At 61.8% G+C, this 26,722-nt stretch carries 23 protein-coding genes and 1 tRNA gene; 7 read left to right on the top strand and 17 right to left on the bottom strand.

Annotation, left to right across the window (positions count from 1 at the left end; translation table 11 throughout):
- Window positions 1-339: 339 nt before the first annotated feature.
- From QOL82_RS09250 to QOL82_RS09240, 3 genes are all read right to left on the bottom strand, one after another.
- The gene (locus QOL82_RS09250; protein ID WP_283441965.1) at window positions 340-558 is read right to left on the bottom strand and encodes a DUF3606 domain-containing protein; all 219 of its coding nucleotides are present in this window, start codon (window positions 556-558) and stop codon (window positions 340-342) included.
- Between the two features lie 645 nt (window positions 559-1,203).
- Complete coding sequence (locus tag QOL82_RS09245; protein ID WP_283441964.1) at window positions 1,204-2,775, bottom strand: excalibur calcium-binding domain-containing protein; 1,572 nt, start codon at window positions 2,773-2,775, stop codon at window positions 1,204-1,206.
- A gap of 623 nt (window positions 2,776-3,398) precedes the next feature.
- Window positions 3,399-3,473: transfer RNA gene (locus tag QOL82_RS09240), tRNA-Arg, on the bottom strand.
- A gap of 124 nt (window positions 3,474-3,597) precedes the next feature.
- On the opposite strand from QOL82_RS09240, the gene QOL82_RS09235 reads away from it, so the two are divergent.
- Window positions 3,598-5,496 carry an ATP-binding cassette domain-containing protein gene (locus tag QOL82_RS09235; protein WP_283441963.1) on the top strand — a complete coding sequence of 633 codons (1,899 nt, stop codon included), beginning with the start codon at window positions 3,598-3,600 and terminating at the stop codon, window positions 5,494-5,496.
- 164 nt (window positions 5,497-5,660) lie between these two features.
- Here the strand turns inward: QOL82_RS09235 and QOL82_RS09230 are convergent, their stop codons facing one another.
- Together QOL82_RS09230 and murJ are read right to left on the bottom strand one after the other, a co-directional pair.
- Window positions 5,661-6,494 carry a SirB1 family protein gene (locus tag QOL82_RS09230; protein WP_283441962.1) on the bottom strand — a complete coding sequence of 278 codons (834 nt, stop codon included), beginning with the start codon at window positions 6,492-6,494 and terminating at the stop codon, window positions 5,661-5,663.
- A 53-nt stretch (window positions 6,495-6,547) separates the two neighbouring features.
- The gene (gene murJ / locus QOL82_RS09225) at window positions 6,548-8,098 is read right to left on the bottom strand and encodes a murein biosynthesis integral membrane protein MurJ (RefSeq protein WP_283441961.1); all 1,551 of its coding nucleotides are present in this window, start codon (window positions 8,096-8,098) and stop codon (window positions 6,548-6,550) included.
- Window positions 8,099-8,276: 178 nt separating this feature from the next.
- Here murJ and rpsT point away from each other — a divergent pair, with 178 nt between their 5' ends.
- Entirely contained in the window at window positions 8,277-8,540 is a 264-nt protein-coding gene (rpsT, locus tag QOL82_RS09220; protein ID WP_283441960.1) for a 30S ribosomal protein S20, read from the top strand.
- 189 nt (window positions 8,541-8,729) lie between these two features.
- Here the strand turns inward: rpsT and QOL82_RS09215 are convergent, their stop codons facing one another.
- Together QOL82_RS09215 and QOL82_RS09210 are read right to left on the bottom strand one after the other, a co-directional pair.
- On the bottom strand, window positions 8,730-9,173 hold the full coding sequence (locus QOL82_RS09215; RefSeq protein ID WP_283441959.1) for a DUF192 domain-containing protein: 444 nt from the start codon (window positions 9,171-9,173) through the stop codon (window positions 8,730-8,732).
- A 64-nt stretch (window positions 9,174-9,237) separates the two neighbouring features.
- Window positions 9,238-9,456, bottom strand: coding sequence for a hypothetical protein (locus QOL82_RS09210; RefSeq protein WP_283441958.1), 219 nt, complete (start codon window positions 9,454-9,456; stop codon window positions 9,238-9,240).
- Window positions 9,457-9,648: 192 nt separating this feature from the next.
- Here QOL82_RS09210 and QOL82_RS09205 point away from each other — a divergent pair, with 192 nt between their 5' ends.
- Both QOL82_RS09205 and QOL82_RS09200 read left to right on the top strand, forming a co-directional pair.
- Window positions 9,649-10,842: a tetratricopeptide repeat protein gene (locus QOL82_RS09205; protein ID WP_283441957.1), complete on the top strand. Its 1,194-nt coding sequence runs from the start codon at window positions 9,649-9,651 to the stop codon at window positions 10,840-10,842.
- A complete protein-coding gene (locus QOL82_RS09200) occupies window positions 10,842-11,972 on the top strand; it encodes a HupE/UreJ family protein (RefSeq protein WP_283442106.1) in 1,131 nt (376 codons plus the stop codon). The genes QOL82_RS09205 and QOL82_RS09200 overlap by 1 nt, the downstream gene beginning before the upstream one ends.
- Here the strand turns inward: QOL82_RS09200 and QOL82_RS09195 are convergent, their stop codons facing one another.
- Window positions 11,973-12,530, bottom strand: a complete 558-nt coding sequence (locus tag QOL82_RS09195; RefSeq protein ID WP_283441956.1) for a pseudouridine synthase — start codon at window positions 12,528-12,530, stop codon at window positions 11,973-11,975. It abuts the gene before it with no gap.
- A 288-nt stretch (window positions 12,531-12,818) separates the two neighbouring features.
- On the opposite strand from QOL82_RS09195, the gene icd reads away from it, so the two are divergent.
- Window positions 12,819-14,072, top strand: a complete 1,254-nt coding sequence (icd, locus tag QOL82_RS09190; RefSeq protein WP_283441955.1) for an NADP-dependent isocitrate dehydrogenase — start codon at window positions 12,819-12,821, stop codon at window positions 14,070-14,072.
- Window positions 14,073-14,186: 114 nt separating this feature from the next.
- Here icd and QOL82_RS09185 read toward each other — a convergent pair whose 3' ends face one another.
- Window positions 14,187-14,393 carry a cold-shock protein gene (locus tag QOL82_RS09185; RefSeq protein ID WP_217345357.1) on the bottom strand — a complete coding sequence of 69 codons (207 nt, stop codon included), beginning with the start codon at window positions 14,391-14,393 and terminating at the stop codon, window positions 14,187-14,189.
- 328 nt (window positions 14,394-14,721) lie between these two features.
- Between QOL82_RS09185 and clpS the strand changes: the two genes are divergently transcribed.
- Window positions 14,722-15,036, top strand: a complete 315-nt coding sequence (gene clpS / locus QOL82_RS09180; protein WP_194712279.1) for an ATP-dependent Clp protease adapter ClpS — start codon at window positions 14,722-14,724, stop codon at window positions 15,034-15,036.
- Window positions 15,033-17,333: an ATP-dependent Clp protease ATP-binding subunit ClpA gene (clpA, locus tag QOL82_RS09175; protein WP_283441954.1), complete on the top strand. Its 2,301-nt coding sequence runs from the start codon at window positions 15,033-15,035 to the stop codon at window positions 17,331-17,333. The genes clpS and clpA overlap by 4 nt, the downstream gene beginning before the upstream one ends.
- 194 nt (window positions 17,334-17,527) lie before the next feature.
- On the opposite strand, the gene QOL82_RS09170 is transcribed toward clpA, so the two are convergent.
- The 8 genes from QOL82_RS09170 to QOL82_RS09135 all read right to left on the bottom strand — a co-directional run bounded on the left by QOL82_RS09170 (window position 17,528) and on the right by QOL82_RS09135 (window position 26,582).
- Window positions 17,528-18,628, bottom strand: a complete 1,101-nt coding sequence (locus tag QOL82_RS09170) for a M48 family metallopeptidase (RefSeq protein WP_283441953.1) — start codon at window positions 18,626-18,628, stop codon at window positions 17,528-17,530.
- 19 nt (window positions 18,629-18,647) lie between these two features.
- Complete coding sequence (gene dut, locus QOL82_RS09165; protein ID WP_283441952.1) at window positions 18,648-19,097, bottom strand: dUTP diphosphatase; 450 nt, start codon at window positions 19,095-19,097, stop codon at window positions 18,648-18,650.
- Window positions 19,098-19,147: 50 nt separating this feature from the next.
- Entirely contained in the window at window positions 19,148-20,344 is a 1,197-nt protein-coding gene (gene coaBC, locus QOL82_RS09160; RefSeq protein ID WP_283441951.1) for a bifunctional phosphopantothenoylcysteine decarboxylase/phosphopantothenate--cysteine ligase CoaBC, read from the bottom strand.
- A 32-nt stretch (window positions 20,345-20,376) separates the two neighbouring features.
- On the bottom strand, window positions 20,377-20,883 hold the full coding sequence (gene lspA / locus QOL82_RS09155) for a signal peptidase II (protein ID WP_283441950.1): 507 nt from the start codon (window positions 20,881-20,883) through the stop codon (window positions 20,377-20,379).
- Between the two features lie 78 nt (window positions 20,884-20,961).
- Window positions 20,962-23,844: an isoleucine--tRNA ligase gene (ileS, locus tag QOL82_RS09150; RefSeq protein ID WP_283441949.1), complete on the bottom strand. Its 2,883-nt coding sequence runs from the start codon at window positions 23,842-23,844 to the stop codon at window positions 20,962-20,964.
- A gap of 102 nt (window positions 23,845-23,946) precedes the next feature.
- Window positions 23,947-24,924 (bottom strand): bifunctional riboflavin kinase/FAD synthetase, encoded by a 978-nt coding sequence (locus QOL82_RS09145; protein WP_283441948.1) that lies wholly within the window; start codon window positions 24,922-24,924, stop codon window positions 23,947-23,949.
- An 82-nt stretch (window positions 24,925-25,006) separates the two neighbouring features.
- Entirely contained in the window at window positions 25,007-25,846 is an 840-nt protein-coding gene (locus QOL82_RS09140; RefSeq protein WP_283441947.1) for a M90 family metallopeptidase, read from the bottom strand.
- 10 nt (window positions 25,847-25,856) lie between these two features.
- A complete protein-coding gene (locus QOL82_RS09135; protein WP_283441946.1) occupies window positions 25,857-26,582 on the bottom strand; it encodes a 16S rRNA (uracil(1498)-N(3))-methyltransferase in 726 nt (241 codons plus the stop codon).
- Window positions 26,583-26,722: the final 140 nt, after the last annotated feature.

Below are 26,722 nucleotides of genomic sequence, written 5' to 3'. Positions count from 1 at the left end.
ATATACGGGCTTCTACCTGCCAATTCCGGCATATGTCGCGGCAAAAGAACAAGTGAACGAAAGGTAACAACAGGCAATAGAAACTTGGTTATTTCTTTGCCATTAAGAGAAGGGCAAGCAAATCCGGCATGCATTGCCGGATTCGGGCCGGGGCCGGACGCGCTGGAAGGGCTGCGTCGGCGGCGATACTATTGTGCGGTAGTACTAAAGCTGGTGCCGGTCCGACTAGTGAAAGTCGACTACCGGGGAAATCAGGCGGTCACATTATCCTTGCAAGCCGGCGGTGCTTGCAGCATCACCGCCGGACTGGTCGTACGTCAGGTTGAACGCCCGCTTGCCTTACAGCGCGTTGTGGACCCGCTCGCTGTTGACGCTGCTCCGACTTCCCTTCAGGTGCGCCTCTACATCGCTTGCGAGGTCGCCGACGGCCGCAACCGCTTCCTTCAATTGCTCGGCAGTCGCATCGAGCTTCTTTTCCCATTCCTTCATCGACGCTTCATCCTGCAGGTCGATGCGCATCTGGTCCTGCTGGATACTTGGTGCCTTGTTGTCTGACATGCTGTGCTCCTGGTAGTAGTTAGTCGTTCCCTAGACGGGATGATGGACCCGTCCATGACAAACCATGGTCAACGGACGGGCAAGAAGTGGGAAAGATCGTCGCATGCGGTCCAGCCCGAGGTCAAAGAAGATGGCCGGTGGCTTAACTGCAGTCAAAGCGGGTAGGGGATTTGCGGGACTTGTGGGACTTGCTTGAGGGAGTTTGGTCCCGCCGACAGGATAGATTCGGTTAAGAAACAATTTAGATGGACGATAATAGTAAATTATTTCTTTAATAAAATAGTAAGAGCCGATGATTGATTTGCTTCACACCCACGAGTGAAGGCACGCGACCTTCCGAAGTGTTAATCCTCAGAAAATACTACGATTCACATCTTTCGTAGACGCTGAAGAAACGCCGAATGCAAAATGGCAATTGAATCTTTACGATGCCAAGTTAAACGGGTCTCTAGGGAGTCGCTGGCGAGAAGATTAAATGGTTATCTTAGCGGTTCTTAAAGATTCTTTTCGATCCAGTTACAGTAAATCAGGGAGCACTGAAAAATGTTTGATTTGAAAAATTCGAACGTTAACTAAAATAATTGCGTTACTGCTGAATGAAGTTAAATTGGCGCCTTTTTCAAGACGCCAATTTTGGAAAAAAATTTAGCAGCTTCTGTAATAGCCTGAAACATAGGTCCCGTTGCTGCGACGATAACCATTGACGTAGCATCGGCCACCCGAAGTGGAAGAGGTCGATCCACTTGTCGTGGCTGCTGGCGTAGAAGATGACGTAGGCGTCGAAGGTTGCAAAGGTGTAGAGCAACTCCTGTAATAACCCTGAACATAAGTTCCATCGGTTCGATAATAACCGGACACGTAGCACTGGTTATTTGAATTGGCTAAAGAAGATGTTCCTGTAGGCCCGAGTCCATAAGAAACATTCTCAATGTTCACATCGTTCGCTTCACAGGGTTTTCCGTCACGGTCACGGTCTAAGTAAGTGTGCCCTTGCAAATACAGTGAGTAAGCCTCTCCGCTGGATAGCGCCGAGCAACGGTAACGCCCTGTATCAGCAAAGGTCACTGTGCTAGATGCCGGTTGTGGAACTCCCGAAAGTAACGCGTTCGCAGCAGAAAGTGTCTGAATATTATTTGCACCAAACGGCTGACGGACGTAGCTAACAAGTTCGATATTAGCTTTGCTAACTAAAGTTTTAGAAACGGCGGGAGAATCATAATAGCGCTGGCCAACGAATTTCACCATTCGACCTAATACTGGGTCAAACCACAACATAGCTTTCTGTGTATAGCCTTGTCCAAGGTAAGCGGAATTTGTGCTGTTTGTGACGACTATTGTCTGGTCGATTCTCAGGCTGTTAAATGTGCCTGCTGGCGTTGTTACATTTTCAAATCCAATTACCTTGGCAGTCATGCTTTCGGCTTGGCCATCGATCGTGCCGCATGTGCTTAACCACGCTCCATCGAAGCTTTTATTAACAAATAAAGGGAAATCGAGCAGTTTTTCCTCTGGGCTGAACCTCGCTTCCCTATCGCCACTTGCATTGCAAGCTTGAGAATTTATTCCGACAGCAAGCATGCTGGTACGGTTGCCGTTTTTCGAAAGATTTACTGTCGACAGGATTTGATCTAACGGGTTCAGGAATTGTTCCGTCCAACTGCCATCGCTATTTACCGATGCAACTTTACGTTTTGTATTTTCAAATACGATGAAAGTGCCATCCAATTTCTCGTCTTTTTCGGAGTAGACAAATGCTTCTCCAACTTTAGGGAGGACTGGCTGGAATTGTGCTACCTGGATGACGACGGGAACCGTTGCGCCCAGTGCCGCAACGGCAGCGGATTTCACAGTTATGGTTGCATTGGTATTCCTATTGGCAGCCAAAATGGCTTTGTAATTCAATGGCGTAGTTGATTTCAGCGCAGCAACGGCACCATTAAGATCAGAAGAAATGGTTGCATTGGCATCGGAGATGATCTCCAACTCCTGCCCGGATATAAGCGCTACTGGTGGCAGGTTATTGCCAACTGCCGGGTACCCTGGCACGATTAAGCCATCGACTTTGGCAACAACGACGAGTTCAGATGCTGAAAGACTTCCGGAGGGCGCAGGAGCACTCGTTGTGGAGTTGCTGCCATTGTCGCCGCCGCCACCACCACCACCACCACAGGCCACTAATATGGTGGTCAACACGGAGCTAATGATTATTTTTTTCATCTCTTCCTGATTTATCGAATGGATTGCAATAATTGAAATTAAATCTGATTTATTGTTTAATGGCAATCCCTATTTTTGGGGATATTTCCAAATTCATGAAGTGTTGAAGACCTAAGTTCTCGGGACGCTATGCATGTAAATTTTTTGAAACCCAAGTGTCTCTGAAATTAATGGATGGCTTTTGCGAGCACTTCGATAAAAAAAATAAGCGCACGTAGTTCGCGATGTGTCGCCGACATATCTATCGGATAAACACAGGATTTAGTGCCGATTGCATTTATGCTCCGACCGACCCAACTTTGTCAGAAATAAACAAGCTGCTTAAGAGCGATTTAGCTTCAGATCGCTACCATGAAGCACATCGCCGCTTTTGCTCACGTTGGAAATTGGTTGTGCTGATGCAATACAAGTGACGCTACACGGCTCTAGTCCTCAGCTGTGCGCTGGGTGAGTGCCGTGCTTTACGGATTGACAGGTTGCTTTTCGAGGTTGGCGAAGCTACTTGGCGGAAGGTACGGTCCGCGAGAACAGTTGCAAGAAACGTAACGCAGATAGGACAAGTTTCGCGTTTTCGCGTCACTAGGCGTTATCGAGGGGAAAAGGTGGTTTGCAGAGGAGAAACTTGGTCCCGCCGACAGGAATCGAACCTGTATCTAGCGCTTAGGAGGCACTCGTTCTATCCATTGAACTACGGCGAGACGCGCATAAATAAGCGCTGGGCGCCTAATTACGCCGGAGATTATAGCTGAGATCGAGGCAATCTCCAGTCCCATAACGGCAGGCGGTACAATGCCGCCTCTCTTCACCGACAATCAGAACGCCATGGCAGTCATTTCCCTCTCCAACGCCCAACTCGCATTCGGGCACGTCGCCTTGCTCGACCATGCGGAATTTTCCCTGGAGTCTGCCGAACGCGTCGGGCTGATCGGCCGCAATGGCACAGGCAAGTCCTCGCTGCTGAAGATCATCGCCGGCCAGTCGAAACTCGACGACGGCCTGATGGTCATGCAGCAGGGCCTGAAAATCGCCTATGTCGAGCAGGAGCCGCATTTTATGCCGGAGATGTCGGTGTTCGACGCGGTCGCATCCGGCCTCGGCGATTTGCCGGGGCTGCTGGCCGAGTATGACCACCTGACGACCCAGTTCGGCGGCGACAATGACGACGCGCTGATGGAGCGGATGCACGAGATCCAGATGCGGCTGGACGCCGCCGACGCATGGACGCTGAACAACCGGGTCGAAGCCACGCTCGACCGGCTGAACCTGAACAAGTCGTCGCTGATGGGCACCCTGTCCGGCGGCATGCAGAAGCGGGTCGCGCTGGCCTGTGCGCTGGTCAGCGCGCCGGACGTGCTGCTGCTCGACGAGCCGACCAACCATCTCGACTTCACGTCCATCCTGTGGCTCGAAGGACTGCTGCGCGATTATCGCGGCAGCATCCTGTTCATTACCCATGACCGCAGTTTCCTGGACAACGTCGCCACCCGCATCATCGAACTGGACCGGGGCCGGCTGCTGTCCTTCCCGGGCAACTTCACGACCTACCAGGCGCGCAAGGCCGAGCTGCTGGAAAACGAGGAAGTGGAGAACGCCAAGTTCGACAAGTTCCTGGCCCAGGAAGAAGTCTGGATACGCAAGGGCGTCCAGGCCCGGCGCACCCGCGACGAAGGCCGCGTCCGCCGCCTCGAACAACTGAGGCTGCAGCGCAGCGTGCGGCGCGACCAGCAGGGCCAGGTGCGACTCGACGTGTCGACCGGCGACCGTTCGGGCAAGATCGTGGCGGAACTGGTGGAAGTCAGCAAGTCGTACGGCGACCGGCCGATCGTCAGCAACTTCAGCGCCACGATACTGCGCGGCGACAAGGTGGGCCTGATCGGGCCGAACGGCGCCGGCAAGACCACGCTGCTGAAGCTGATCCTGGGCGAGGAGCGCCCGGACAGCGGGAGCATCCGCCAGGGCACCAAGCTGCAGGTCGCGTATTTCGACCAGATGCGGGCGCAGCTCAACGAGGAAGCCAGCCTGGCCGACACAATCGCCCCGGGCAGCGACTGGGTGGAAATCAACGGCCAGAAAAAGCACGTGATGACTTACCTGAACGACTTCCTGTTCGCGCCGGAACGCGCGCGCTCGCCGGTCAAGTCCCTGTCGGGCGGCGAACGCAACCGCTTGCTGCTGGCGCGCCTGTTCGCCAAGCCGGCGAATGTGCTGGTGCTGGACGAGCCGACCAACGATCTGGACATCGACACCCTGGAGCTGCTGGAAGAATTGCTCGAAGACTATGCCGGCACGGTATTCCTGGTCAGCCATGACCGGATGTTCCTCGACAACGTGGTGACCCAGGTGATCGTCGCGGAAGGCGCCGGCAACTGGCAGGAATACATCGGCGGCTACACCGACTGGGAACGGGTGCGGGCTGCCGCGGCAAGCCGGCCGGCGGCGCCGAAGGCGGAAGCCAAGCCGCAGGCCAGGGAGGCTGCGCCCGCGGCCAAGCCGAAAAAGCTCAGCTACAAGGAGCAGCGCGAGCTGGAAGAACTGCCGGTGCTGATCGCCGCGCTGGAAGCGGAGCAGAAAGCCATTACCGACAAGCTGGCGGTGGCCGACCTGTACCGCCAGCAGCCGGAAGAAGCAAAAAAGCTGAACCAGCGCTTCGCCGAGATCGACGAAAAGCTGCTGGAAACGCTGGAAAAATGGGAAACCATCGAGGCAAAGAGCAAGGGCTGATCGACTGAGGCCGGCTGTCGCCGGGTGCTAGCCGCTAACTGCTAGCTGCTAGCTGCTAGCCTGGCGGCAGGCAAAGCCAGTCCTGTCAGCGAACGCCAGCCACCGGCCGGGCAGCGCAGCATTGCCCTAGCCGGTAGTTTCAGTGCAATTCAAATCAGCTCAGTTCAATTCAGCCGTCCCGCCGCGTCCCGCAGCGACGGCAGCATCTCCCGCAGCATGCCCGCATCCTGCGCATGCGGCCTGCTTGCCAGGTAATCCTCCAGGTCTTTCAACGCGGCTTGCGGGCATTCGAGGTTCGCATACGCCATTCCCCGGTCGCGCCGTTCGGCCACGTCTTCCGGCAGCAGGATCACCAGCCGCTGCTGCACGCCCAGCGCCAGTTCCCATTCGGCTCGCTCGAAATACAGCGATTTCAGGTTGCGCAGCATGCGCACCAGGATTTCGCGCGGTTCGGCTTCCTGGAGATAGGCGGAAAGCGGCGCATCCCGCTCCGAATTCTGGGAAAGGTAGGGCTCCAGCCGTTCCTCGAGATCCTCGCGCGACAGGCTTGCGCCGCTGACCGGGTCGAGCACGATCTCGCCTGACTGCACCGACAGTTTCATCAGGAAATGGCCGGGAAAGGAAATGCCCTTCACCTCCAGGCCGACCTGGTGCGCCAGCTCCATATAGAGCAGCGCCAGCGAGATCGGGATGCCGCGCCGCGAACTGAGCACGCAGTTCAGGTAGCTGTTGTCAGGGTCGTAATAATTATTCACGTTGCCCGCGAAACCGAGTTCCTGGTAAAAGAAGTGGTTCAGCATGCGCAGCTTCTGCACGTGCGAGGCATCGGACGGCAGCCGCTTGGCCAGCCGCGCCGCCATGGTGTCGACTTCCACCTGCGTGGCGCCAAGGTCCAGCTGCGGATCGATGTCCTGCGCAATCGACAGGGCGGCTTCGAACAGCGGGATGGATTCATCCTGCTGGACCAGTGAACTAAAGTAATCGAGCGATTTAAGCATGGGGATGTGACCGCGGGCAGGCGCGCGCGTTTCAGAAATCTGCGCGCGATACCTTATCGCGCAATACGCTTGAAGTCGGCAAGCCGGAAACCGGTCAGCACCAGCGCGCCGAAATACACTGCTGCGCCCACCGCCATTACCAGCAGCAATGCGCCCATCCGCAGGAAGGGGTGGGCCTGCATCGCGATCCAGTCGAAGTGGCCGGCGACCCACATCGTTACGCCGGACAACAGGAACAGCGCGCCTGCCAGCTGGCCGAAGAACTTCGCCCAGCCCGGCCTTGCCTGGTAGATCCCGCGCTTGCGCAATCCCAGGAACAGGAACAGTGCATTCAGGCAGGCGCCCAGTCCGATCGACAATGCCAGTCCGGCATGGGCGATCCACGGAACGAACACGAGGTTCATCAACTGGGTCGCGATCAGGACGCCGACGGCGATTTTGACCGGCGTGCGGATGTCCTGGCGCGCGTAAAACCCCGGGGCGAGGATCTTCACGACGATCAGCCCGATCAGCCCGACGCCGTAGGCGATCAGGGCCCGGCCGGTCATCACGACGGATTGCGCATCGAACTTGCCGTAATGAAACAAGGTTGTCGTGATCGGTTCAGAGAGCGACGCGAGCGAGACGGCGGCCGGCAGGGCCAGCAGGAAGGTCAGGCGCAGGCCCCAGTCCAGCAGCGATGAATATTCGACGGTGTCGCGGTCGGCATGGGCCTTGGCCAGGCTCGGCAGCAAAATGGTGCCCAGCGCCACGCCCAGCAGGCCGGTCGGCAATTCCATCAGGCGGTCGGCATAGGAGAGCCAGGAGACGCTGCCGTTCTGCAGGTGGGAAGCGATATTCGTGTTGACGATCAGGCTGATCTGCGCGACCGATACCGCGAAGGTCGCCGGCACCATCTGCCGCATGACCCGCCTGACGCCGGCGTCGGACAAGGCGGCGCGCGGGTTCAGCGACAGCCGGGGCAGCATCCCTATCTTGATCAGCGGCGGGATCTGTATCGCCAGCTGCAGGACGCCGCCGACGAAGACCGCAATCGCCAGCGCGTAGACCGGCTGCTTCAGGAAAGGCGCGAGGAAGAGGGAAGCGGCGATGAAGCTCAGGTTCAGCAGGACCGGCGTGAATGCGGCGACCTTGAATTGCCGCCAGGTGTTCAGGATGCCGCCTGCGAGCGCCACCAGCGACATGAAAACGATGTACGGAAACATGATGCGGGTCATCACGACCGACGCGGCGAACGCATCCGGGTCGGACTTCAGGCCGGTCGCCATCAGGTAGACCACCGCGGGCGCCGCGACGATGCCGAGCACGCAGGTCAGCAGCAGCGCCCACAGCAGGATGGTCGCGACATGGTCCACCAGCGTGCGGGTCGCCTCGTCGCCCTTCCGGTTCTTGTACTCCGCGAGAATGGGCACGAAGGCCTGCGAGAACGCGCCTTCGGCAAACAGGCGGCGCAGCAGGTTCGGTATGCGGAAGGCGATGAAGAAAGCGTCGGTATAGGAGGAGGCGCCAAAAGCGCGGGCAATCAGAAACTCGCGGATCAGGCCGGTTACCCGGGACACCATGGTCATGCCCGAGACCGCGGCGAGGGTTCTATGCAAATTCATGCGCGGCATTATAGCGGCTCGGGGGTTGCAACTACGCCAAGGCAACGGTATTGTTCCGGACCGCGTCAGTAAGCTGTTTACCGGCAGTGCCAATCCAGTTTATAATCTGCGGCTGTATTGAATTTGTTTCGCAACTGGTAGGTGTTGCGAACGCAACCGACCACGTTTAGGAAATTTCATGGCAAATACCGCACAAGCACGCAAGCGTGCTCGTCAAGCAGTCAAGCAAAACGCACACAACTCGAGCCAGCGCTCGACGCTGCGTACCGCAGTCAAGGCAGTTCGCAAGGCAATCGAAGCCGGCGACAAGTTAGCAGCGGCCCAGGTGTTCCAGTCCTCGATCTCGATCATCGATCGTATCGCCGACAAGAAAATCATCCACAAGAACAAGGCAGCACGCCACAAGAGCCGCCTGTCGGCTGCGCTGAAGGCGCTGGCTTAAGTTTGCCGGGCTGGCCGACGGTCAGCCTTGTAGCGCAAGCGCCGGAAGCCTTGGCGTTTGTTGCGCTAGCGAGAAATACAGGCGTTTAGCAGCAGCGTCGAATTGAAAAAACCCGCCAGGATTCGTCCTGGCGGGTTTTTTCGCTTGCCTCCGGCATCAGGAAAATGCAGGCACCGAGTTCTAGAAGCCTTATTTCGCTTTCGGCAGCCCGGCGATCGTGGTCCCGGACTTGATGTTCTTCTGGGCAAACCAGCCCTTGTTCATCTCCAGCGCATAAGCGGCACGCCCTGCCGCGCAATGGGAATTCAGCGTTTGCGGCTGCATTTCCTCGATATTCAGGATTTTTCCACTGTCGTCGAGAAATGCCACGGACAACGGGATCAGCGTGTTCTTCATCCACATGCATACCTGGGCCGGTTCGCCGAACAGGAAAACCATGCCGGAATTAGGCGCGAGTTTTTCGCGGAACATCAGCCCTTGCTGGCGCTGCGGCTCGGTGGCGGCGACTTCCGCCTGGATCACATACATGCCGGCCGTAAGCGGGACGACGGGAAATTTGTCTTCCGCATGGGCCTGGATCGTCGACAGGCATAGCAGCGCGAAAGCGGCGTGTGACAGCGGTGGAATTTTCATGGCTGGAAGTGTAAACGAAAAAAGGGCAGATGAAATCTGCCCTTCGGTGTGCTGCAAACCGGAATTACTTGGCGGCGGTCGAGTTCATTGCCTTGGCTTTCTTTGCCTTCTTGGCTTTTTTGGCCTTCTTGGTGGTCGGTGCTGCTGCGGCAGGAGCGGCCGGGGCTGCAGCGGCTGCCGGTGCAGCCGGCGTTGCCGGAGCTGCCGGTGCAGCGGTGTGTGCCGCAGCGAAAGCGGAAAGGGAGAACAGGCCAGCGACGAGGGCAGCGATCAGTTTTTTCATTTTCATTCCTTCAATTCGGCAATGTAGTTGATTTCCAGGCGATTCTTTCGAATCACTGCCAGTAACGAGCAAGCGGCAGGCAGGTTGACAAATAATTAGTGGACGCCAGGAAAATAATTAAAATTTCCAGGGCATTGCGACCCTGGTTGGGCTTGCTATCATGCATGGCTCATAATTTCCCGCCGTTAAACCATGCCGCGCATCCTGCCAACTTTCCTGCACCCCGCTGTATTGCTGTTGGCGGCATCCGGCTTCGCAGCGCAGGCCGCGCCCTACCTGCCGAAATCGGACGACCAGGTTCTGGAGCGCCTGCCGCTGCGCCCGAACGATCCGGTCGCGCGTGAAATGCAGCAGCTGCGCAGTCAGCTGCGCGCCGACCCGAACAATGTCGGGGTCGCGACGGCGCTGGCGCGGCGGTATTACGAAATGGTCGGGGAGGAGGGCGACCCCCGCTACCTCGGCTATGCGCAGGCGGCGCTGGCGCCCTGGTGGAATGCGCCCGAGCCGCCGGTCGAGGTGCAGGTGCTGCGCGCCGGGCTGGCGCAGTTCAGCCACAATTTCTCGGGTGCGTTGAGCGATCTTTCCAGCGTGCTTGCGCGTGACCCGGGCAATGCGCAGGCACGCGCGCTGCGGGCGACGATCCATATCGTGCAGGCGCGCTATGCCGAGGCCAGCGCCGACTGCGTCGCGCTGCGCGAGGTCACCAGCGAACTGATTGCGACCGGGTGCGCAGCGATGGTCGATGGCCTGACCGGCAAGCTCGACGTCGCCCACCAGCGGCTGGCCGATACGCTGGCCCACCATCCCGACGCGTCGGCCGCGGAGAAACTGTGGGTCCTGATCCGCCTTGCCGAAATGGCGCAGCGCCAGGACCGGGCGCTGCAGGCCGAAGCCTATTTCCGCCAGGCCGTGGGCCTGGGCATCACCGACACCTTCCTGCTCGCCGCCTATGCCGATTTCCTGCTGGACCACAAGCGCTATGGCGAAGTGGTCGCCATGCTGAAAGACAAGACGCCGTCGGACGGCCTGCTGCTGCGCCTGGTGCTGGCGGAAACCGAGATGAAACTGCCCACCGCCGAGAGCCGGGCGGCCACGCTGGCGGCGCGCTACCATGCGGCGCAGTTGCGCGGCGACACCGTGCACCAGCAGGAAGAGGCGCGCTTCCGTCTCGAAATCTATAACGATGCGAAAAATGCGCTGCCCCTGGCGCAGGAAAACTGGAAGGTGCAGAAGGAGCCGCGCGACGCCCGGATATTGCTGGAGTCGGCGCTTGCCGCCAGGGCGCCGGCCGCGGCGGCGCCCGCCGTGCAATGGTTGAAAGACAGCCGCATCGAGGACAAGCGCCTGCAGGACCTGGCCGCCAAGCTGCGCGAGGTGCGCAAGTGATGCGCCGCCTGCTGTTTCTGCTCTGCTTGCTGTCTTCCCTCTGTTCCCTGCCGGCGAATGCGCACAAGCCCAGCGACAGCTACCTGACGCTGACCGTCGAGGAAAACCAGGTCGAGGGGCAATGGGACATCGCGCTGCGCGACCTCGATTTCGCGATCGGCCTGGATACCAATGCCGACGGCGCCATCACCTGGGGCGAGGTGCAGGCCCGGCAGAAGGAGATCGACGCCTATGCGCTGTCGCGGCTGCAGGTGTCCGCCGGCGGCCAGGCATGCCCGATGCGGGCGACCGAGCACCTGATCGACGACCATACGGACGGCGCCTACGCGGTGCTGCGCTTCCAGGCAAGCTGTGCGGCGATCGCGGGCAGCGTGCAGGTCAGGTACAAATTGTTTTTCGATATCGATCCGCAGCACAAGGGCTTGCTCCGGCTGCAATACCACGGCGCGTCGATCACCGGGATATTCAGCCCGGAACAGGCCGACCAGACATTTTCCCTGCAGGCGCCGAGCCGGCTTCGCCAGTTTGTCGACTACCTGCGCGAAGGCATCTGGCATATCTGGATAGGCTACGACCATATCCTGTTCCTGCTGGCGCTGCTGCTGCCCGCGGTCGTCGTGCGCGAGGCGGGGCGCTGGCAGGCCGTACCGGCATTCCGGCCCGCCTTCTGGTCCGTGCTCAGGATCGTCACCGCATTCACCGTCGCGCATTCGGTCACGCTCACGCTGGCGACGCTGGGCGTGATCAGCCTGCCGTCGCGATGGGTCGAGTCGACGATCGCCGCCTCGGTCATCATCGCCGCGCTCAACAATGTCTATCCGCTGTTTCGCGAGCGGCGATGGGTGATGGCGTTCCTGTTCGGCCTGATCCACGGCTTCGGCTTCGCCAGCGTGCTGACCGACCTCGGCCTGCCGCAGGATGCGCTGGTGATCGCGCTGGTCGGCTTCAACGTCGGCGTCGAGACCGGTCAGCTGGCCATCGTCGCCGGTTTCCTGCCGCTGATCTACTTCCTGCGCGGCACCTGGTTCTACCGCCGCGTCCTGCTGATGGGCGGGTCCATCCTGATCGCGGTGCTGGCGTCGGTCTGGTTCGTCGAGCGGGCGTTCGACATCAAGCTGGTCACGCCCTGATCAGCGCATTTCCAGCGGCGATACTTCCTGCCATTCGCCGGGCAGCAGCGGATGGCTGGCCAGCGCATACGGTCCGATCGCGATGCGCACCAGCCTGAGCGTCGGCAGCCCGACGGCGGCCGTCATCCGCCGCACCTGCCGGTTCTTTCCTTCGGTCAGCGTCAGCGCCAGCCAGCCGGCCGGGATGTCGGCGCGCTGGCGGATCGGCGGCGTGCGCGGCCACAGCCAGGCCGGCGCCTCGATCCGCACCGCCTGGCAGGGCAGGGTCGTGAAATCGCCCAGGTCCAGCGGCGCCCGCAAGCGGGCCAGCGCCGATTCCGTGACCGTTCCCTCCACCTGCGCCAGGTAGGTCTTCGCCAGCTTTTTCAGAGGATGGCTGATGTCATGCTGCAGCCGGCCGTCGTCGGTGAGCAGCACCAGTCCCTCGCTGTCGGCGTCGAGCCGGCCGGCGGGGTAGACGCCGGGCACGTCGATATGGTCCGCCAGCGTCGGCCGGCTGGGATGCGGCGAGAACTGGCACATCACCTGGAAGGGCTTGTTGAACAGGATGAGCGGCATGGAATGGAAACGTCGGGAGCGGGCGGCTGCCTATTGTACCGACGGCGCCGCCGGTCCCGGCTGTGCGCGCCGGCCGACGCCTGCCGAAAGCGCCGGGCGCGCCGCCGCGCTACTGCGAAACGATGGCATACGGTAAAATTCTAGTGCATAATACGAAACGTCGTCTTATGTCTTATATAAGACATGAATAAGCCATAAGCAAGCCGCAATGGGCCGGTCCGTCATTTTGCTTAACCCGGTTTCGTATTCGATGTACTCTTTCCATCCGCCTTCCTTCCGGAGACAACGATGTTTCAACATATCCAAATACCTGCCGAGGGCAGCAAGATTTCCGTCAATGCCGATTTCTCGCTGACCGTACCAGACAACCCGATCATCCCTTACATCGAGGGCGACGGCACCGGCGTGGACATTTCCCCGGTCATGATCAAGGTTGTCGACGCAGCGGTAGCCAAGGCATACGGCGGCAAGCGCAAGATCAGCTGGATGGAAATCTTCGCCGGGGAAAAGTCGACCAGCGTCTACGGCCCCGACGTCTGGCTGCCTGAAGAAACCCTGAAAGTGCTGAAGGATTACGTGGTGTCCATCAAGGGCCCGCTGACGACCCCGGTTGGCGGCGGCATCCGTTCGCTCAACGTCGCGCTGCGCCAGGAACTCGATCTCTACGTCTGCCTGCGCCCGGTCCGCTACTTCAAGGGCGTGCCTTCGCCGGTCCGCGAGCCTGAAAAGACCGACATGGTGATCTTCCGCGAGAACTCGGAAGACATCTACGCCGGCATCGAATGGGCGGAAGGCTCGGACGGCGCCAAGAAAGTGATCGAATTCCTGATCAAGGAAATGGGCGTCAAGAAGATCCGCTTCCCGGACACGTCGGGCATCGGCATCAAGCCGGTCTCGCGCGAAGGCACCGAGCGCCTGGTGCGCAAGGCGCTGCAGTACACCATCGACAATGACAAGCCTTCGCTGACCATCGTCCACAAGGGCAACATCATGAAGTACACCGAGGGTGGCTTCCGTGACTGGGCCTATGCGCTGGCACAGAAGGAATTCGGCGCCGAACTGATCGATGGCGGGCCATGGTGCAAGTTCAAGAATCCGAAGACCGGCAAGGAAATCATCGTCAAGGATTCGATCGCCGACGCCTTCCTGCAGCAGATCCTGCTGCGCCCGAACGAGTACAGCGTGATCGCCACGCTGAACCTGAACGGCGACTATATTTCGGACGCGCTGGCGGCCCAGGTCGGCGGCATCGGCATCGCGCCGGGCGCAAACCTGTCCGACTCGGTTGCGATGTTCGAAGCGACCCACGGCACCGCGCCCAAGTATGCGGGCAAGGACTACGTCAATCCGGGTTCGCTGATCCTGTCCGCGGAAATGATGCTGCGTCACATGGGCTGGATCGAAGCGGCCGACCTGATCATCTCGTCGATGGAAAAGTCGATCACCTCGAAGAAGGTCACCTATGACTTCGCCCGCCTGATGGAAGGCGCGAGCCAGGTATCGTGCTCGGGCTTCGGCGAAGTGATGATCGAAAACATGTAACTGCCGCTGTCGCAAAACGAAAGCCGGACGCTGTCCGGCTTTTTTTATGCGCCGGGGCGCCGCCATAAAAAAATCCCCGCAGTGCGGGGATTTTTGCAGTGCGCTCCGGTCTCGTCAGGAAGCCGACTGGATATTTGAAGCCTGCTTGCCTTTCGGGCCTTGCGTGACATCGAAATTGACTTTTTGACCCTCTTTGAGCGTCTTGAAGCCACTCATGTTGATGGCGGAAAAGTGCGCGAACAGATCTTCGCCGCCGTCGTCAGGAGTGATGAAGCCAAAACCCTTGGAGTCGTTGAACCATTTAACGGTACCAGTTGCCATGAAAGCGTCTTTCATCTAAGAACCAATCACACGAGCCGTAAAAGCGAGAAGCTTTGCACAGCTTTGCCCCCTCTTATAACTTGCTCTCCTTCCACCATTAATGCATCCCTGCATTAATTGATGATCTGCATTGTTCGACGAAATTTTAAAATTGTCAACTAAATTGTCATTCAGGCAAAATCTTCAAAACTCGCGCAAACTTCCCTTGATTTCAAGCATTCCATCGTCATCTGCGCACTATGCAGAAAGGGCGTAATATCGATGAACACACTTAACGACCGCTGGCTTCGCCGGATGGGAGCCAATATGAAGGCAGTAGAATAAACGCATGGCAACCAAGGACCAAAACGATACTGTTATAGAGCGCAAGGAGCAGCAGGAAAAGCTCCAACCGCCGCCGATGTATCAAGTATTATTGTTGAACGACGATTACACACCCATGGAATTTGTCGTGGCGATCATCCAGGAGTACTTCAACAAGGATCGTGAAACGGCGACGCAAATCATGCTCAAGGTTCATCGGGATGGTAAAGGCATGTGTGGCGTATATCCGAAAGATATCGCCAGCACTAAAGTGGAACTGGTTTTAACGCACGCGCGCAAGGCGGGGCATCCCCTGCAATGCGTGATGGAGGAAGCATGATTGCTCAGGAATTGGAAGTAAGTTTGCACATGGCTTTTGTCGAGGCCCGACAGGCCCGGCACGAATTTATTACGGTAGAGCACCTGCTGCTGGCACTGCTCGATAATCCGTCAGCTGCGGAAGTGATGCGGGCCTGCGCGGTCAACATCGAAGACCTGCGCAAGACGCTGACAAATTTTATTAATGATAATACGCCGACCGTCCCTGGCTCGAGCGAGGTTGATACCCAGCCTACGCTTGGTTTCCAGCGGGTGATCCAGCGCGCAATCATGCACGTGCAGTCCGCATCCAACGGCAAGAAGGAAGTCACCGGCGCGAATGTGCTGGTGGCGATCTTCGGCGAAAAGGACTCGCACGCGGTGTATTACCTGCACCAGCAGGGCGTGACCCGCCTCGATGTGGTGAATTTCATTTCGCATGGCGTTCGCAAGGACAACCAGACCGACCCGCAGAAAGCGCCGGAAGGTTCGGAAGAAACAGCGACCGAAGCCCAGCAGAAGGAAAGCCCCCTGGACCAGTTCACGTCCAACCTCAACAAGCTGGCCGCGGAAGGCAAGATCGATCCTTTGATCGGCCGCGAAGCCGAAGTCGAGCGCGTGATCCAGACCCTGTGCCGTCGCCGCAAGAACAACCCGCTGCTGGTGGGCGAGGCTGGCGTCGGCAAGACCGCGATCGCCGAGGGCCTGGCCTGGCGGGTGGTCCAGGGCGAAGTGCCGGAAATCCTGCAGAATGCCGTGGTCTATTCCCTCGACATGGGCGCGCTGCTGGCCGGCACCAAGTACCGCGGCGACTTCGAGCAGCGGCTGAAATCCGTGCTGAAGCAGTTGAAGGACAACCCGAACGGCATCCTGTTCGTCGACGAGATCCACACCATCATCGGTGCCGGCTCGGCGTCGGGCGGCACGCTGGACGCGTCCAACCTGCTCAAGCCGGCCCTGTCCAGCGGCCAGCTGAAATGCATCGGCGCGACGACCTACACCGAGTTCCGCGGCGTGTTCGAGAAGGACCATGCGCTGTCGCGCCGGTTCCAGAAGATCGACGTCAACGAGCCGACGGTCGAGCAGACCATACAGATCCTGCGCGGGCTGAAGTCGCGTTTCGAGGAGCATCACGGCGTCAAGTACTCGGCGTCCGCGCTGACCTCGGCGGCTGAACTGGCGGCGCGCTTCATCAACGACCGGCATCTGCCGGACAAGGCGATCGACGTGATCGACGAGGCGGGCGCAGCGCAGCGCATCCTGCCAAAGTCGAAGCAGAAGAAGACCATCGGCAAGTCGGACATCGAGGACATCATCTCGAAGATCGCGCGGATTCCACCGCAGTCGGTCAACCAGGACGACCGGACCAAGCTGCAGACCATAGACCGCGACCTGAAAAACGTGGTGTTTGGCCAGGATCCGGCCATCGAGGCGCTCGCGTCGGCCATCAAGATGGCGCGCGCCGGCCTGGGCAAGACCGACAAGCCGATCGGCTCCTTCCTGTTCTCCGGCCCGACCGGTGTCGGCAAGACCGAGGTGGCGAAGCAGCTGGCCTTCATCCTGGGCATCGAGCTGATCCGCTTCGACATGTCCGAGTACATGGAGCGCCATGCGGTGAGCCGGCTGATCGGCGCGCCCCCGGGCTACGTCGGTTTCGACCAGGGCGGCTTGCTGACCGAGGCGATCACCAAGAAGCCGCATGCGGTGCTGCTGCTCGACGAGATCGAGAAGGCGCATCCGGATATCTTCAATATCCTGCTGCAGGTGATGGACCATGGAACGCTGACCGACAACAACGGCCGCAAGGCGGACTTCCGCAACGTCATCATCATCATGACGACCAATGCCGGCGCGGAAAGCCTGCAGAAGCGTTCGATCGGTTTCACCGACAAGAAGGAAGCCGGCGACGAGATGGCGGATATCAAGCGGATGTTCACGCCCGAGTTCCGCAACCGTCTCGATGCAACCATCAGCTTCCGTGCGCTGGACGAGGAAATCATCCTGCGCGTGGTCGACAAGTTCCTGATGCAGCTGGAAGAGCAGCTGCATGAGAAGAAGGTCGAGGCGGTGTTCTCGGAAAACCTGCGCAAGTTCCTGGCGCGCAAGGGATTCGATCCGCTGATGGGCGCGCGACCGATGTCGCGGCTGATCCAGGACATGATCCGCAAGGCGCTGGCCGACGAACTGTTGTTCGGCAAGCTGGTGGAAGGCGGCCGTGTCACCGTGGATCTCGACGAAAACGACCAGATCAAGCTCGAGTTCACCGAGGGCGACGTGCCCCCGGCGGCATCGACGCCGGAAGCGGTCGAAGTCGAATAAGCGGCTGTATCGTCAAAAAGCCCGGACTGGAAACAGTCCGGGCTTTTTTTTGGCCTTCGGCCGGGTCTGGGCAGTTCGATTGGCCGCGCCGCGGGCGCGGCGCGATTGCGGATCAATCGTCGTCTTCATCCCGCCGCAGGCGGCCCCACTGCGCGTCGCCTGTCCCACCAGGCAGGCGACCAGCCGGTTTTCGCCTACGGCAGCAGCGGCTGCCGCCGGTCCCTCTTGCCCTTGACGTCGACGATGATCTTGTCCATCACCGACAGCCGGTAGGAAGTGGCCGGATGCAGCGCCGTATAGCCGTTCAGCGCACTTGGCGGGTACTGGGATGCCAGGCGCTCCCAGAAACGCGGCGCAGCGTCGATGTCGTAGCCGGCGCGGGCCACCATGTACAGCGATAGCGTGTCGGAAGCGGCATCCATTGTCTGCGGCATCGGCTTCATGCCGGACAGGCCGGACATCGCCGACATGTCGGGACGGATGCGGATCAGGTTGTCGATGATCGCTCCGGCAGTCGCGGTGGTGCGCTGCACGCGCGCATGGTTCAGCGAGTTATGGGCCATTTCCTTGGCCAGCACATAGGCCAGTTCATTGTCGTTGGCCGCGAAGTTCATCATGCCGCGCGTGATCAGCACGCGCCGGCCGTCATTGTAGGCAGTCACGTTGTCGGCGTTGCCGAGCTCGATGCTGTATGCGCAGGCGCGGGTGAACGGCACGTTGACCTGCACCGGCATGCCGTTGCGCAGCATGGTCAGCCTGGCCGACGCGCCGCGCGTGATCAATGGCGCCAGCATGGTCGCGGCCTGCCGTTCGGCGTCGACGCCCGGCGGAACCGGCTTGCCTTCGACCATGTCGAGCTTGTCGCCGACACGGATGCCGGCGCGTGCGGCACCGCTGCCGGCCAGCACGCCCATCACCTGCAGCCTGTCGTCCATGCCGTATGCCTGCTGCGCCGCTTCGCTGAGCTCGTCGGAAAACGAGTACTTGTTCTTCGCGGTAAAGCCGAGCAGGTTGCGCGCATTGCCCTTGCACAGATCGGTGTTGTTGACCAGCAGCGGCGCAGCGACGCGGTACAGCCTGTCCTGCTGGGCGACGATATCGCGCAGCATGAGCTGCTGCGGCGTCGGCGCCGCCGGCACGGCGACCGTAGGCGCCGCCGGCGACGCGGGCGCCGACAGCGGCGGGACCGCCGGCGTGTTCAGCGGCACGTTGCTGGCGCAGGCGGCAAGGAAGGCAATCGGCAGCAGCGCCAGCCGCCGGCCGTGACGCAGGTGGGAAATTACGGTGTTGGTCATTCGATGCATGTTGGCTCCCTCAATGTTTTCCGGTGCTGCCAAAGCCGCCGGCGCCGCGGTCGCTGGCGCCGAATTCTTCCACCACGTTCAGTTCGACCTGGAGCACGGGGACGATGACCAGCTGCGCCAGCCTGTCCATCGGCTGCAGCGTGAATTCGGTCTGGCCGCGGTTCCAGGTGGAGATCATCAGTTCGCCCTGGTAGTCCGAGTCGATCAGGCCAATCAGGTTCCCGAGCACGATGCCGTGCTTGTGGCCCATGCCGCTGCGCGGCAGGATCATCGCCGCATAGGCCGGATCGGCGATATGGATGGCGAGGCCGGTCGGCACCAGGTGGGTGCTGCCGGGTGCGATGGTCAGCGGCTCGCGGATGGCGGCGCGCAGGTCCAGGCCGGCACTGCCCGCGGTGGCATAGGCGGGCAGCAGTTCCTTCATGCGGGGATCAAGTACCTTGACGTCGATTTTTTTCATGGCTTTGTCGGTGGTGGTGAAACCGGCAGCCATCGAACGCTGGCGCTGCTTCAGGCGCGCAGCCGGCTGGCGATTTCACGGATCAACTGTCTTGCGAGATCCAGCTTGCCCGCTGCGGGTAATGCGGCATGGCCGTTCTGGTCGAACAGCACCAGTTCGTTGCGGTCGCTGCCGAAGGTGTCCGGGCCGATATTGCCGACCAGGAGCGGGATGCCTTTCTTCTCGCGCTTGGCGCGGCCGAACTCGAGCAGGTTGCCCGATTCGGCGGCGAAGCCGACACAATACGGCTTATTTGCCAAAGCGGCAACCGAGGCCAGGATGTCCGGATTCTGCTCGAAGACCAGCGCCGGCATCGCGCCGCCGGCATCCTTCTTCAGCTTATGGCTGCTAGCGTTGGCCACGCGCCAGTCGGCGACCGCGGCCACCGCGATGAACACGTCCTGGCCGGCGACCTGGGACATCACCGCGTCATACATCTGCTGCGCGGTCTGGACATCGACGCGGCGCACGCCATACGGCGCGGCCAGGGCGGTCGGGCCGGAGACCAGCAGCACGTCGGCGCCGGCTTCGCGCGCGGCGCGGGCCAGCGCATAGCCCATCTTGCCCGACGACAGGTTGGTGATGCCGCGCACCGGGTCGATCGGCTCGAAGGTCGGGCCGGCGGTGATCAGCACCCGCCTGCCGGCCAGCGACTTGCCGATGAAGGACGCGATGATTTCCTCCAGCAGCTGTTCCGGCTCCAGCACCCGGCCCATGCCGACCTCGCCGCAGGCCTGCTCGCCGGCGGCCGGGCCGAGGAGGGCGATGCCGTCGCCGCGCAGGGTGGCGGCATTGCGCCGGGTCGCCGGGTTCTGCCACATCTCGACATTCATCGCCGGCGCCACCATCAGCGGCAGCGTCGCCGGGCGCGCCACGCACAGCGTCGACAGCAGGTCGTCGCAGGCGCCGTGCGCCAGCTTGGCCATGAAATCGGCCGAGCATGGCGCAATGACGATGGCGTCGGCGTCGCGCGTCAGGTCGATATGCGCCATGTTGTTGGGAATGCGCGCATCCCACTGGTCGACATGGACCGGCTTGCCCGATAGCGCCTGCATCGTCACCGGCGTGATGAAATGCGTGGCCGCCTCGGTCATGACCACCTGCACCGAGGCGCCGGCCTTGACCAGCGCGCGGGTGAGTTCGGCCGACTTGTAGCAGGCGACGCCGCCAGTCAGGCCGAGAACGATTTTCCTGCCGTCGAGATCCATGCTCTTGCTCCGTGCTGATGTAGGCGCCGCGCCTAGCGGTTGACCCGGCGCAGTTCGTCGATGATGAACATCGCCGCGCCGATGCAGATGGCGCTGTCGGCGACATTGAAGGCCGGCCAGTGCCAGCCGGCGACGTGGAAATCGAGGAAGTCGATCACGTGGCCGTAGGCGATGCGGTCGATCAGGTTGCCGATCGCGCCGCCCAGCACCAGCGACAGCGCCCAGCAGAACAGGCGCTGGCCGGCGTGGCGCTTGAGCAGGTAGACGATGAAGATGGCGGCAGCCACCGCGATCGCGGAAAACAGGTAGCGCTGCCAGCCGCCCTCGGCCGCTAGGAAGCTGAAAGCCGCGCCCTTGTTATAGGCCAGCACCAGGTTGAAAAACGAGGTCACGGGCTTGCTCTGTCCATAGGTGAACATCTGCATGACCATGATCTTGGTCAGCTGGTCGAGCAGCATCACCAGCGCGGCGATGCAGAGCCACTGGGTGATGCTGGCGGCGGGTTTGGGCGTGAAGGCGGTTTTCTTTGCGGTGGCCATAAAGCTTGTCGGATGCGCTACGGGTTATGGAGGAAGGCGGAGCCGGCCTGCCGGCCCCGCCCATGCTGGCTCAGAGGGTCAGGCATAGCGGCGCGCTTCGCCCTGGCCGTAAAGGTTGCTCACGCAGCGCGCGCAGATGCCGGGATAGCGCGCATCGGCGCCGACATCCTTGCGGTAGTGCCAGCAGCGTTCGCATTTCTCGGCGTCCGACGCGATGACCTTCACGCTGTCGGCGCCGTCCGCCGCCCCGGTGACGCGGGCGGCGGAGGTGATCAGCACGAACTTCAGGTCGTCGCCCAGGCTTTCCAGCAAGGCCCGGCGTTCGCCGCTCGCATGGATCTCGACTTCGGCCTGCAGCGACGAGCCGATCGCGCCGGACACCCGCACTTCCTCCAGTTCCTTGGTGACGTCGGCGCGCACCTCGCGGATGCGGCTGTACTTGTCCAGCAGCGCCGCATGGCCCTCGACCTGCGGCAGCAGATGGAAGGTCTGGGTGAAGATGGTCTCGCCGCTTGCCGCATAGGTTTCCGGGCTGGCGAAACTGGCCCAGGCTTCTTCCGCGGTGAAGGACAGGATGGGCGCCATCAGCCGCAGCAGCGCATGCGTGATGTGCCAGATCGCGGTCTGCGCGGAGCGCCGGATCTGCGAATCGGCGCCGGCGGTGTAGAGCCTGTCCTTCAGGATGTCGAGGTAGAAGCCGCCCAGGTCTTCCGAACAGTACATCTGCAGCTTGCCGGTCACCGGGTGGAATTCGTAGGCCTGCAGGTGCGCCAGGATCTCGTCCTGCAGCTGCTGCATCCGGGCCAGCGCATAGCGGTCGACCTCCAGCAGCTCGGCCACGGGCACCGCATGCAGCGCCGGGTCGAAGTCCGAGGTGTTGGCCAGCAGGAAGCGCAGCGTGTTGCGGATGCGGCGGTAGCTTTCCACCACCCGCTTCAGGATCTCGTCCGAGATCGACAGCTCGCCCGAGTAGTCGGTGGCGGCGACCCACAGCCGCAGGATCTCGGCGCCCAGCGAGTCCGACACCTTTTGCGGCGCGACCACGTTGCCCTTGGACTTGGACATCTTCTTGCCTTCGCCGTCGACAACGAAGCCGTGCGTCAGCAGCGCCTTGTAGGGCGGCCGGCCATTGAGCATCGACGAGGTCAGCAGCGACGAATGGAACCAGCCGCGATGCTGGTCCGAGCCTTCGAGATAGAGGTCGGCCGGGAAATGCGACTGCTGCGCATGCGAGCCGCGCAGCACGGTCTGGTGCGTGGTGCCGGAGTCGAACCAGACGTCCAGCGTGTCGCGGTTCTTCTGGTACTGGTCGGCGTCGCTGCCCAGCAGGTCGCGCGGGTCGAGCGCATGCCAGGCTTCGATGCCGTGCTGCTCGACCAGCTTCGCCACCGCTTCGAGCAGCTCGGGCGTTTTCGGATGCAGCTGGCCGCTCTCCTTGTGGACGAAGAAGGCCATCGGCACGCCCCACTGGCGCTGGCGCGACAGCGTCCAGTCCGGCCGGTTGGCTATCATGCCGTGCAGGCGGGCCTTGCCCCAGCTCGGGTAGAACGCGGTTTCCTCGATGCCGCGCAGCGCGGCGTCGCGCAGGGTTTCGCCGCCGTCTTTCGGCGGCACGTCCATGCCGGCGAACCATTGCGAGGTCGCGCGGTAGATGATGGGCGTCTTGTGGCGCCAGCAGTGCATGTAGCTGTGGTCGAACATCACCAGCTTGAACAGCGATCCGGTCGCTTCCAGCGCGCCGCAGATCGGCTTGGACGCTTCCCAGATCGTCATGCCGCCGAACAGCGGCAGCCAGGAGGCATAGCGGCCGTCGCCCATCACCGGGTTCAGGATGTCGTCGTCCTTCATGCCGTGCGCCTTGCACGAGATAAAGTCGTCGACGCCATAGGCCGGGGACGAGTGGACGATGCCGGTGCCGGTGTCCAGCGTCACGTAGTCGCCCAGGTAGATCGGCGACAGCCGGTCGTAGCCGGCGTCGGCGCTGGCCAGCGGATGGCGGAAGGCGATGCCGGACAGCGCTGCGCCGGCGCAGGTGGCGATGACGCGGCCTTCCAGGCCGTAGCGCTGCAGGCAGGCGGTGACCAGGTCTTCGGCCAGGATCAGCAGCAGCGGCTCGCCGTTGCGCTCGGTCTGCACCAGCGCATAGCTGAATTCCGGGTGCACGTTCAGCGCCTGGTTGGCCGGGATGGTCCACGGCGTGGTAGTCCAGATCACCGCGTAGCCGCGTTCGGTCGGCAGCGCGGCCAGGTTGAAGGCGGTGGCCAGCCGCTCGTGCTGGGCGAAGGCGAAGCCGACGTCGATCGCCGGGTCGCGCTTGTCCTGGTATTCCACCTCGGCCTCGGCCAGCGCCGAGCCGCAGTCGAAGCACCAGTTGACCGGCTTCAGGCCGCGGTAGACGTAGCCCTTCTCCAGGATGGCGCCCAGCGCGCGGATCTCGTCGGCTTCATTGCTGAAGTTCATGGTCTGGTAGGGGTTGTCCCATTCGCCCAGCACGCCCAGCCGGATGAAATCCTTCTTCTGGCGTTCGATCTGCTCGGCTGCGTAGGCGCGCGACTTTTCCAGCACCTCGGCGGTCGGCAGGCCCTTGCCGTACTGCTTCTCGATCTGGATCTCGATCGGCATGCCGTGGCAGTCCCAGCCTGGCACGTACTGCGCGTCGAAGCCTGCCAGCTGGCGCGCCTTGACGATCATGTCCTTCAGGATCTTGTTGACCGCGTGGCCGATGTGGATGTCGCCGTTCGCATACGGCGGGCCATCGTGCAGGATGAATTTCTCGCGGCCGCGCGAGGCTTCGCGGATCTTCTGGTAGACGCGGCGCTCCTGCCACTGCTTGACCCATTGCGGCTCGCGCTTGGCGAGGTCGCCGCGCATCGGGAAGGGCGTTTCGGGCATGTTGACCGGGTAACGGCTTTGCGGCTTGCCGGACGGCTTGCTCGGTTTGCTGGGTTTGTTATCTGACATGGAATGGCCTTGCTGGAATCGGGATATCTGTTCGGGCGCCCGGACGGTGCGATGCAGCCGTCGGAGGCAATCTGTGCGGTGATGCTGGCGTTGGGCGCAGCGTCAAATTCGGTCGGTCGCGGAGACGGCGCCGCTGTTGCGCTCGCGGAACCAGCCGCGCGCGCGCCGCCCGTCATGGTCGATGGCGGCGGTCAGCGCCGCCAGGCCGTCGTATTTTTCCTCGTCGCGCAGCTTGGCCAGGAATTCGACGCGGATCAGCTTGCCGTAGCAATGCTGGTCGAAGTCGAACACGTGGGTTTCCAGCAGCACCCGGCCGCTGTCGTCCACGGTCGGCCGCACGCCGAGGCTGGCGACGGCCGGCAGCGGATGCGGCGCCAGGCCATGCACCTGGACCACGAAAATGCCGGACAGCGCGGGGCGGCGATGGCTGATGCGCAGGTTCAGCGTCGGGAAACCCAGCGTGCGTCCCAGCTTCTGGCCGTGGATCACGTGCCCGGATATCGTATAGCTGTGGCCGAGCAGCGCGCGGGCATGATCGAAATCGGCCGCGGCCAGCGCCTGGCGGATGGCCGACGATGAAATGCGGCTGCCCTGATTGTTCACCGCCGGCAGCGCGACCACTTCGAAGCCGTAGCGCTGCCCGGCTTCCATCAGCGTGGCGATGTTGCCGGCGCGCCGGCTGCCGTAGCAGAAGTCCTCGCCGACGATCAGCCACTTGACGTGCAGGCCGTCGACCAGCACGTTCTTCACGAATTCTTCAGGCGTAAGCGAAGCGAACTGCGCATTGAAATGCTCGACGATCACCCGGTCCACGCCGGCGTTGGCCAGCGACTGCAGCTTGTCGCGCAGACTGGCGATGCGGGCCGGCGCCTTGGAAAGGTCGCCTGCGCGCTGTGCGAAATACTCGCGTGGATGCGGCTCGAAGGTCATCACCGCGGTTTCCAGGCCCAGGCGATCGGCGGCGTCGCGCTGCTGCGCCAGCAGGGCCTGGTGACCACGGTGCACGCCGTCGAAATTGCCGATGGTCAGCGCGCAGGGCGCGCGCGATTCGGCATTGGGTAGTCCGCGAAATACCTTCATGGTCGGGAAGCCGGTGGAAAACGGGTCGCAAAACCGCCGATTATACGGGCAAACCTTTGCCTTTCCGTATCACCGGGCCTGTTCAGTCCGCGCGCAGCGCCTTCTGCAGGTAATATTGTTCAAGCAATTCAACGACTTGGCCATATGCTGCCGCCAGGGCCGCCGGCTGCACGAAAAACGCCTCGGAGGCCACCGCGAAAAATTCCGCGGGGTTTTCGGCGCCGTACGGGTCCATCGGCAGGCCCTGCGCGAGTTCGGCGTAGCGGTCGAGATGCTCGTCATCGTCCTCGTCGAAGTCCGCGGGCAGCCGGCGTTCCATCGCATCGACGCGGCGGCGAAAATCCTCGTAGGCGGCGGTGAACACCCGGGTCCACCGGGCCGGGTCGATGCCCTGGTGGAATTCGGCAAGGAAGGGCGGGCAGCCGTTCGCGCCGCCGCTGCCCATGTCGATCTTGTGCACGAATTCATGAATTACCAGGTTGCTGCCGTCGTCCCATTCATGGTCTTCCAGCGCGTCTTCCCACGAAAGCACGACCGCGCCGCCGGCGTCGAGCGCCTCGCCGGCCATCGGCGCTTCCCATTCATGCACCACGCCGGCCTCGTCGACCTCGCTGTGGCGCACGATGAAGGCGGACGGGTAGACGATGACGCCGGCCATGTCGCGGTACAGGTCCAGCGTCAGGTTCAGCACCGGCAGGCAGGCCTGGGCGGCAATGCGCAGCGCGATCTCGTCGGTGACGGCGAAGCCGCCGGCGCCGCTGATTGCATGTTCGGCCAGGAAACGCTCCGTCAATGCCTGCAGGCGGCGCAGGTCGCCGTCCTGCAGTCGCGCCAGGCAGGGCATGCTGTCGAGCGCTTCGGCCCAGAGCCTGCCGGGTATCCGCGGCGGCGCGCGCCGGAACAGGCGCCTGATCAGTTCCATGGCCGCCGCATCACATCGCGCCCCACAGTGCGGTAAGCGCGGACAGCGCGGCCAGGCCCGCGGTCTCGGTGCGCAATATCCGCGGACCCATGGACAGGGCCAGCGCGCCATGGTCCAGCGCGGCTTTTTCCTCGGCATCGGAAAATCCGCCTTCCGGGCCGATCATCAGCGTCACCGGCTGCGGCGGATGATGGCGGGCCCAGTCCGACAGCGGCTGCTCGGCGCGCGGCGTCAGCAGGATGCGCCGGTGCATGTCATGCTGGCCGATCCAGGCGGAAAAGTCGGCGATGTCCGCGAGGTGGGGCAGGCGGTTGCGGCCGCTCTGCTCGGCGGCGGCGACGATGATGCCCTGCCAGTGCGCCGCTTTCTTCGACGCCCTGTCGGCGGACAGGCGCACGACGCAGCGCTGCGCGGCCAGCGGCTGGATCGCGGTGGCGCCGAGTTCGACTGCCTTCTCGATGATCCATTCCATCTTGCTGCCCTCCGGCAGCGCCTGCGCCAGCGTGATCGCATGCGGCAGCTCGGCTTCGCGCGGCGTGAACAGCTTGACTTCGGCCGTGGCGCGGCGCTTCTCCAGGCTGGTCAGGGATGCCGCATACTCGCCGCCGGTGCCGTCGAACAAGGTGACCTGCGCCCCGGTCTCCATCCGCAGGACGTGCAGATGGTGCGCGATGGCATCCGGCAGCGTGATCGTGGCGCCGACAACCAGCGGTTCAGGGCAATAAAATCGGGGCATGGTCTTTCCATCGATGGTGGGCGAACGATTCTAGGCCAGGCTTGCCATGCTGTCACGGGCGGTCGGCTCATCCCGCCCGTGCCGGGGCGGATATTTACCGGCAGGCAATGGTTTGGCGCAACCGGGAACTACGGTCGCGT

The sequence above is a fragment of the Noviherbaspirillum suwonense genome (genome assembly GCF_900182955.1).
Taxonomy (GTDB): Bacteria; Pseudomonadota; Gammaproteobacteria; order Burkholderiales; family Burkholderiaceae_D; genus Noviherbaspirillum_A; species Noviherbaspirillum_A suwonense.
The sequence above is the reverse complement of the archived record's forward strand: the minus strand, read 5'-3'. Positions and strand labels throughout refer to the sequence as shown.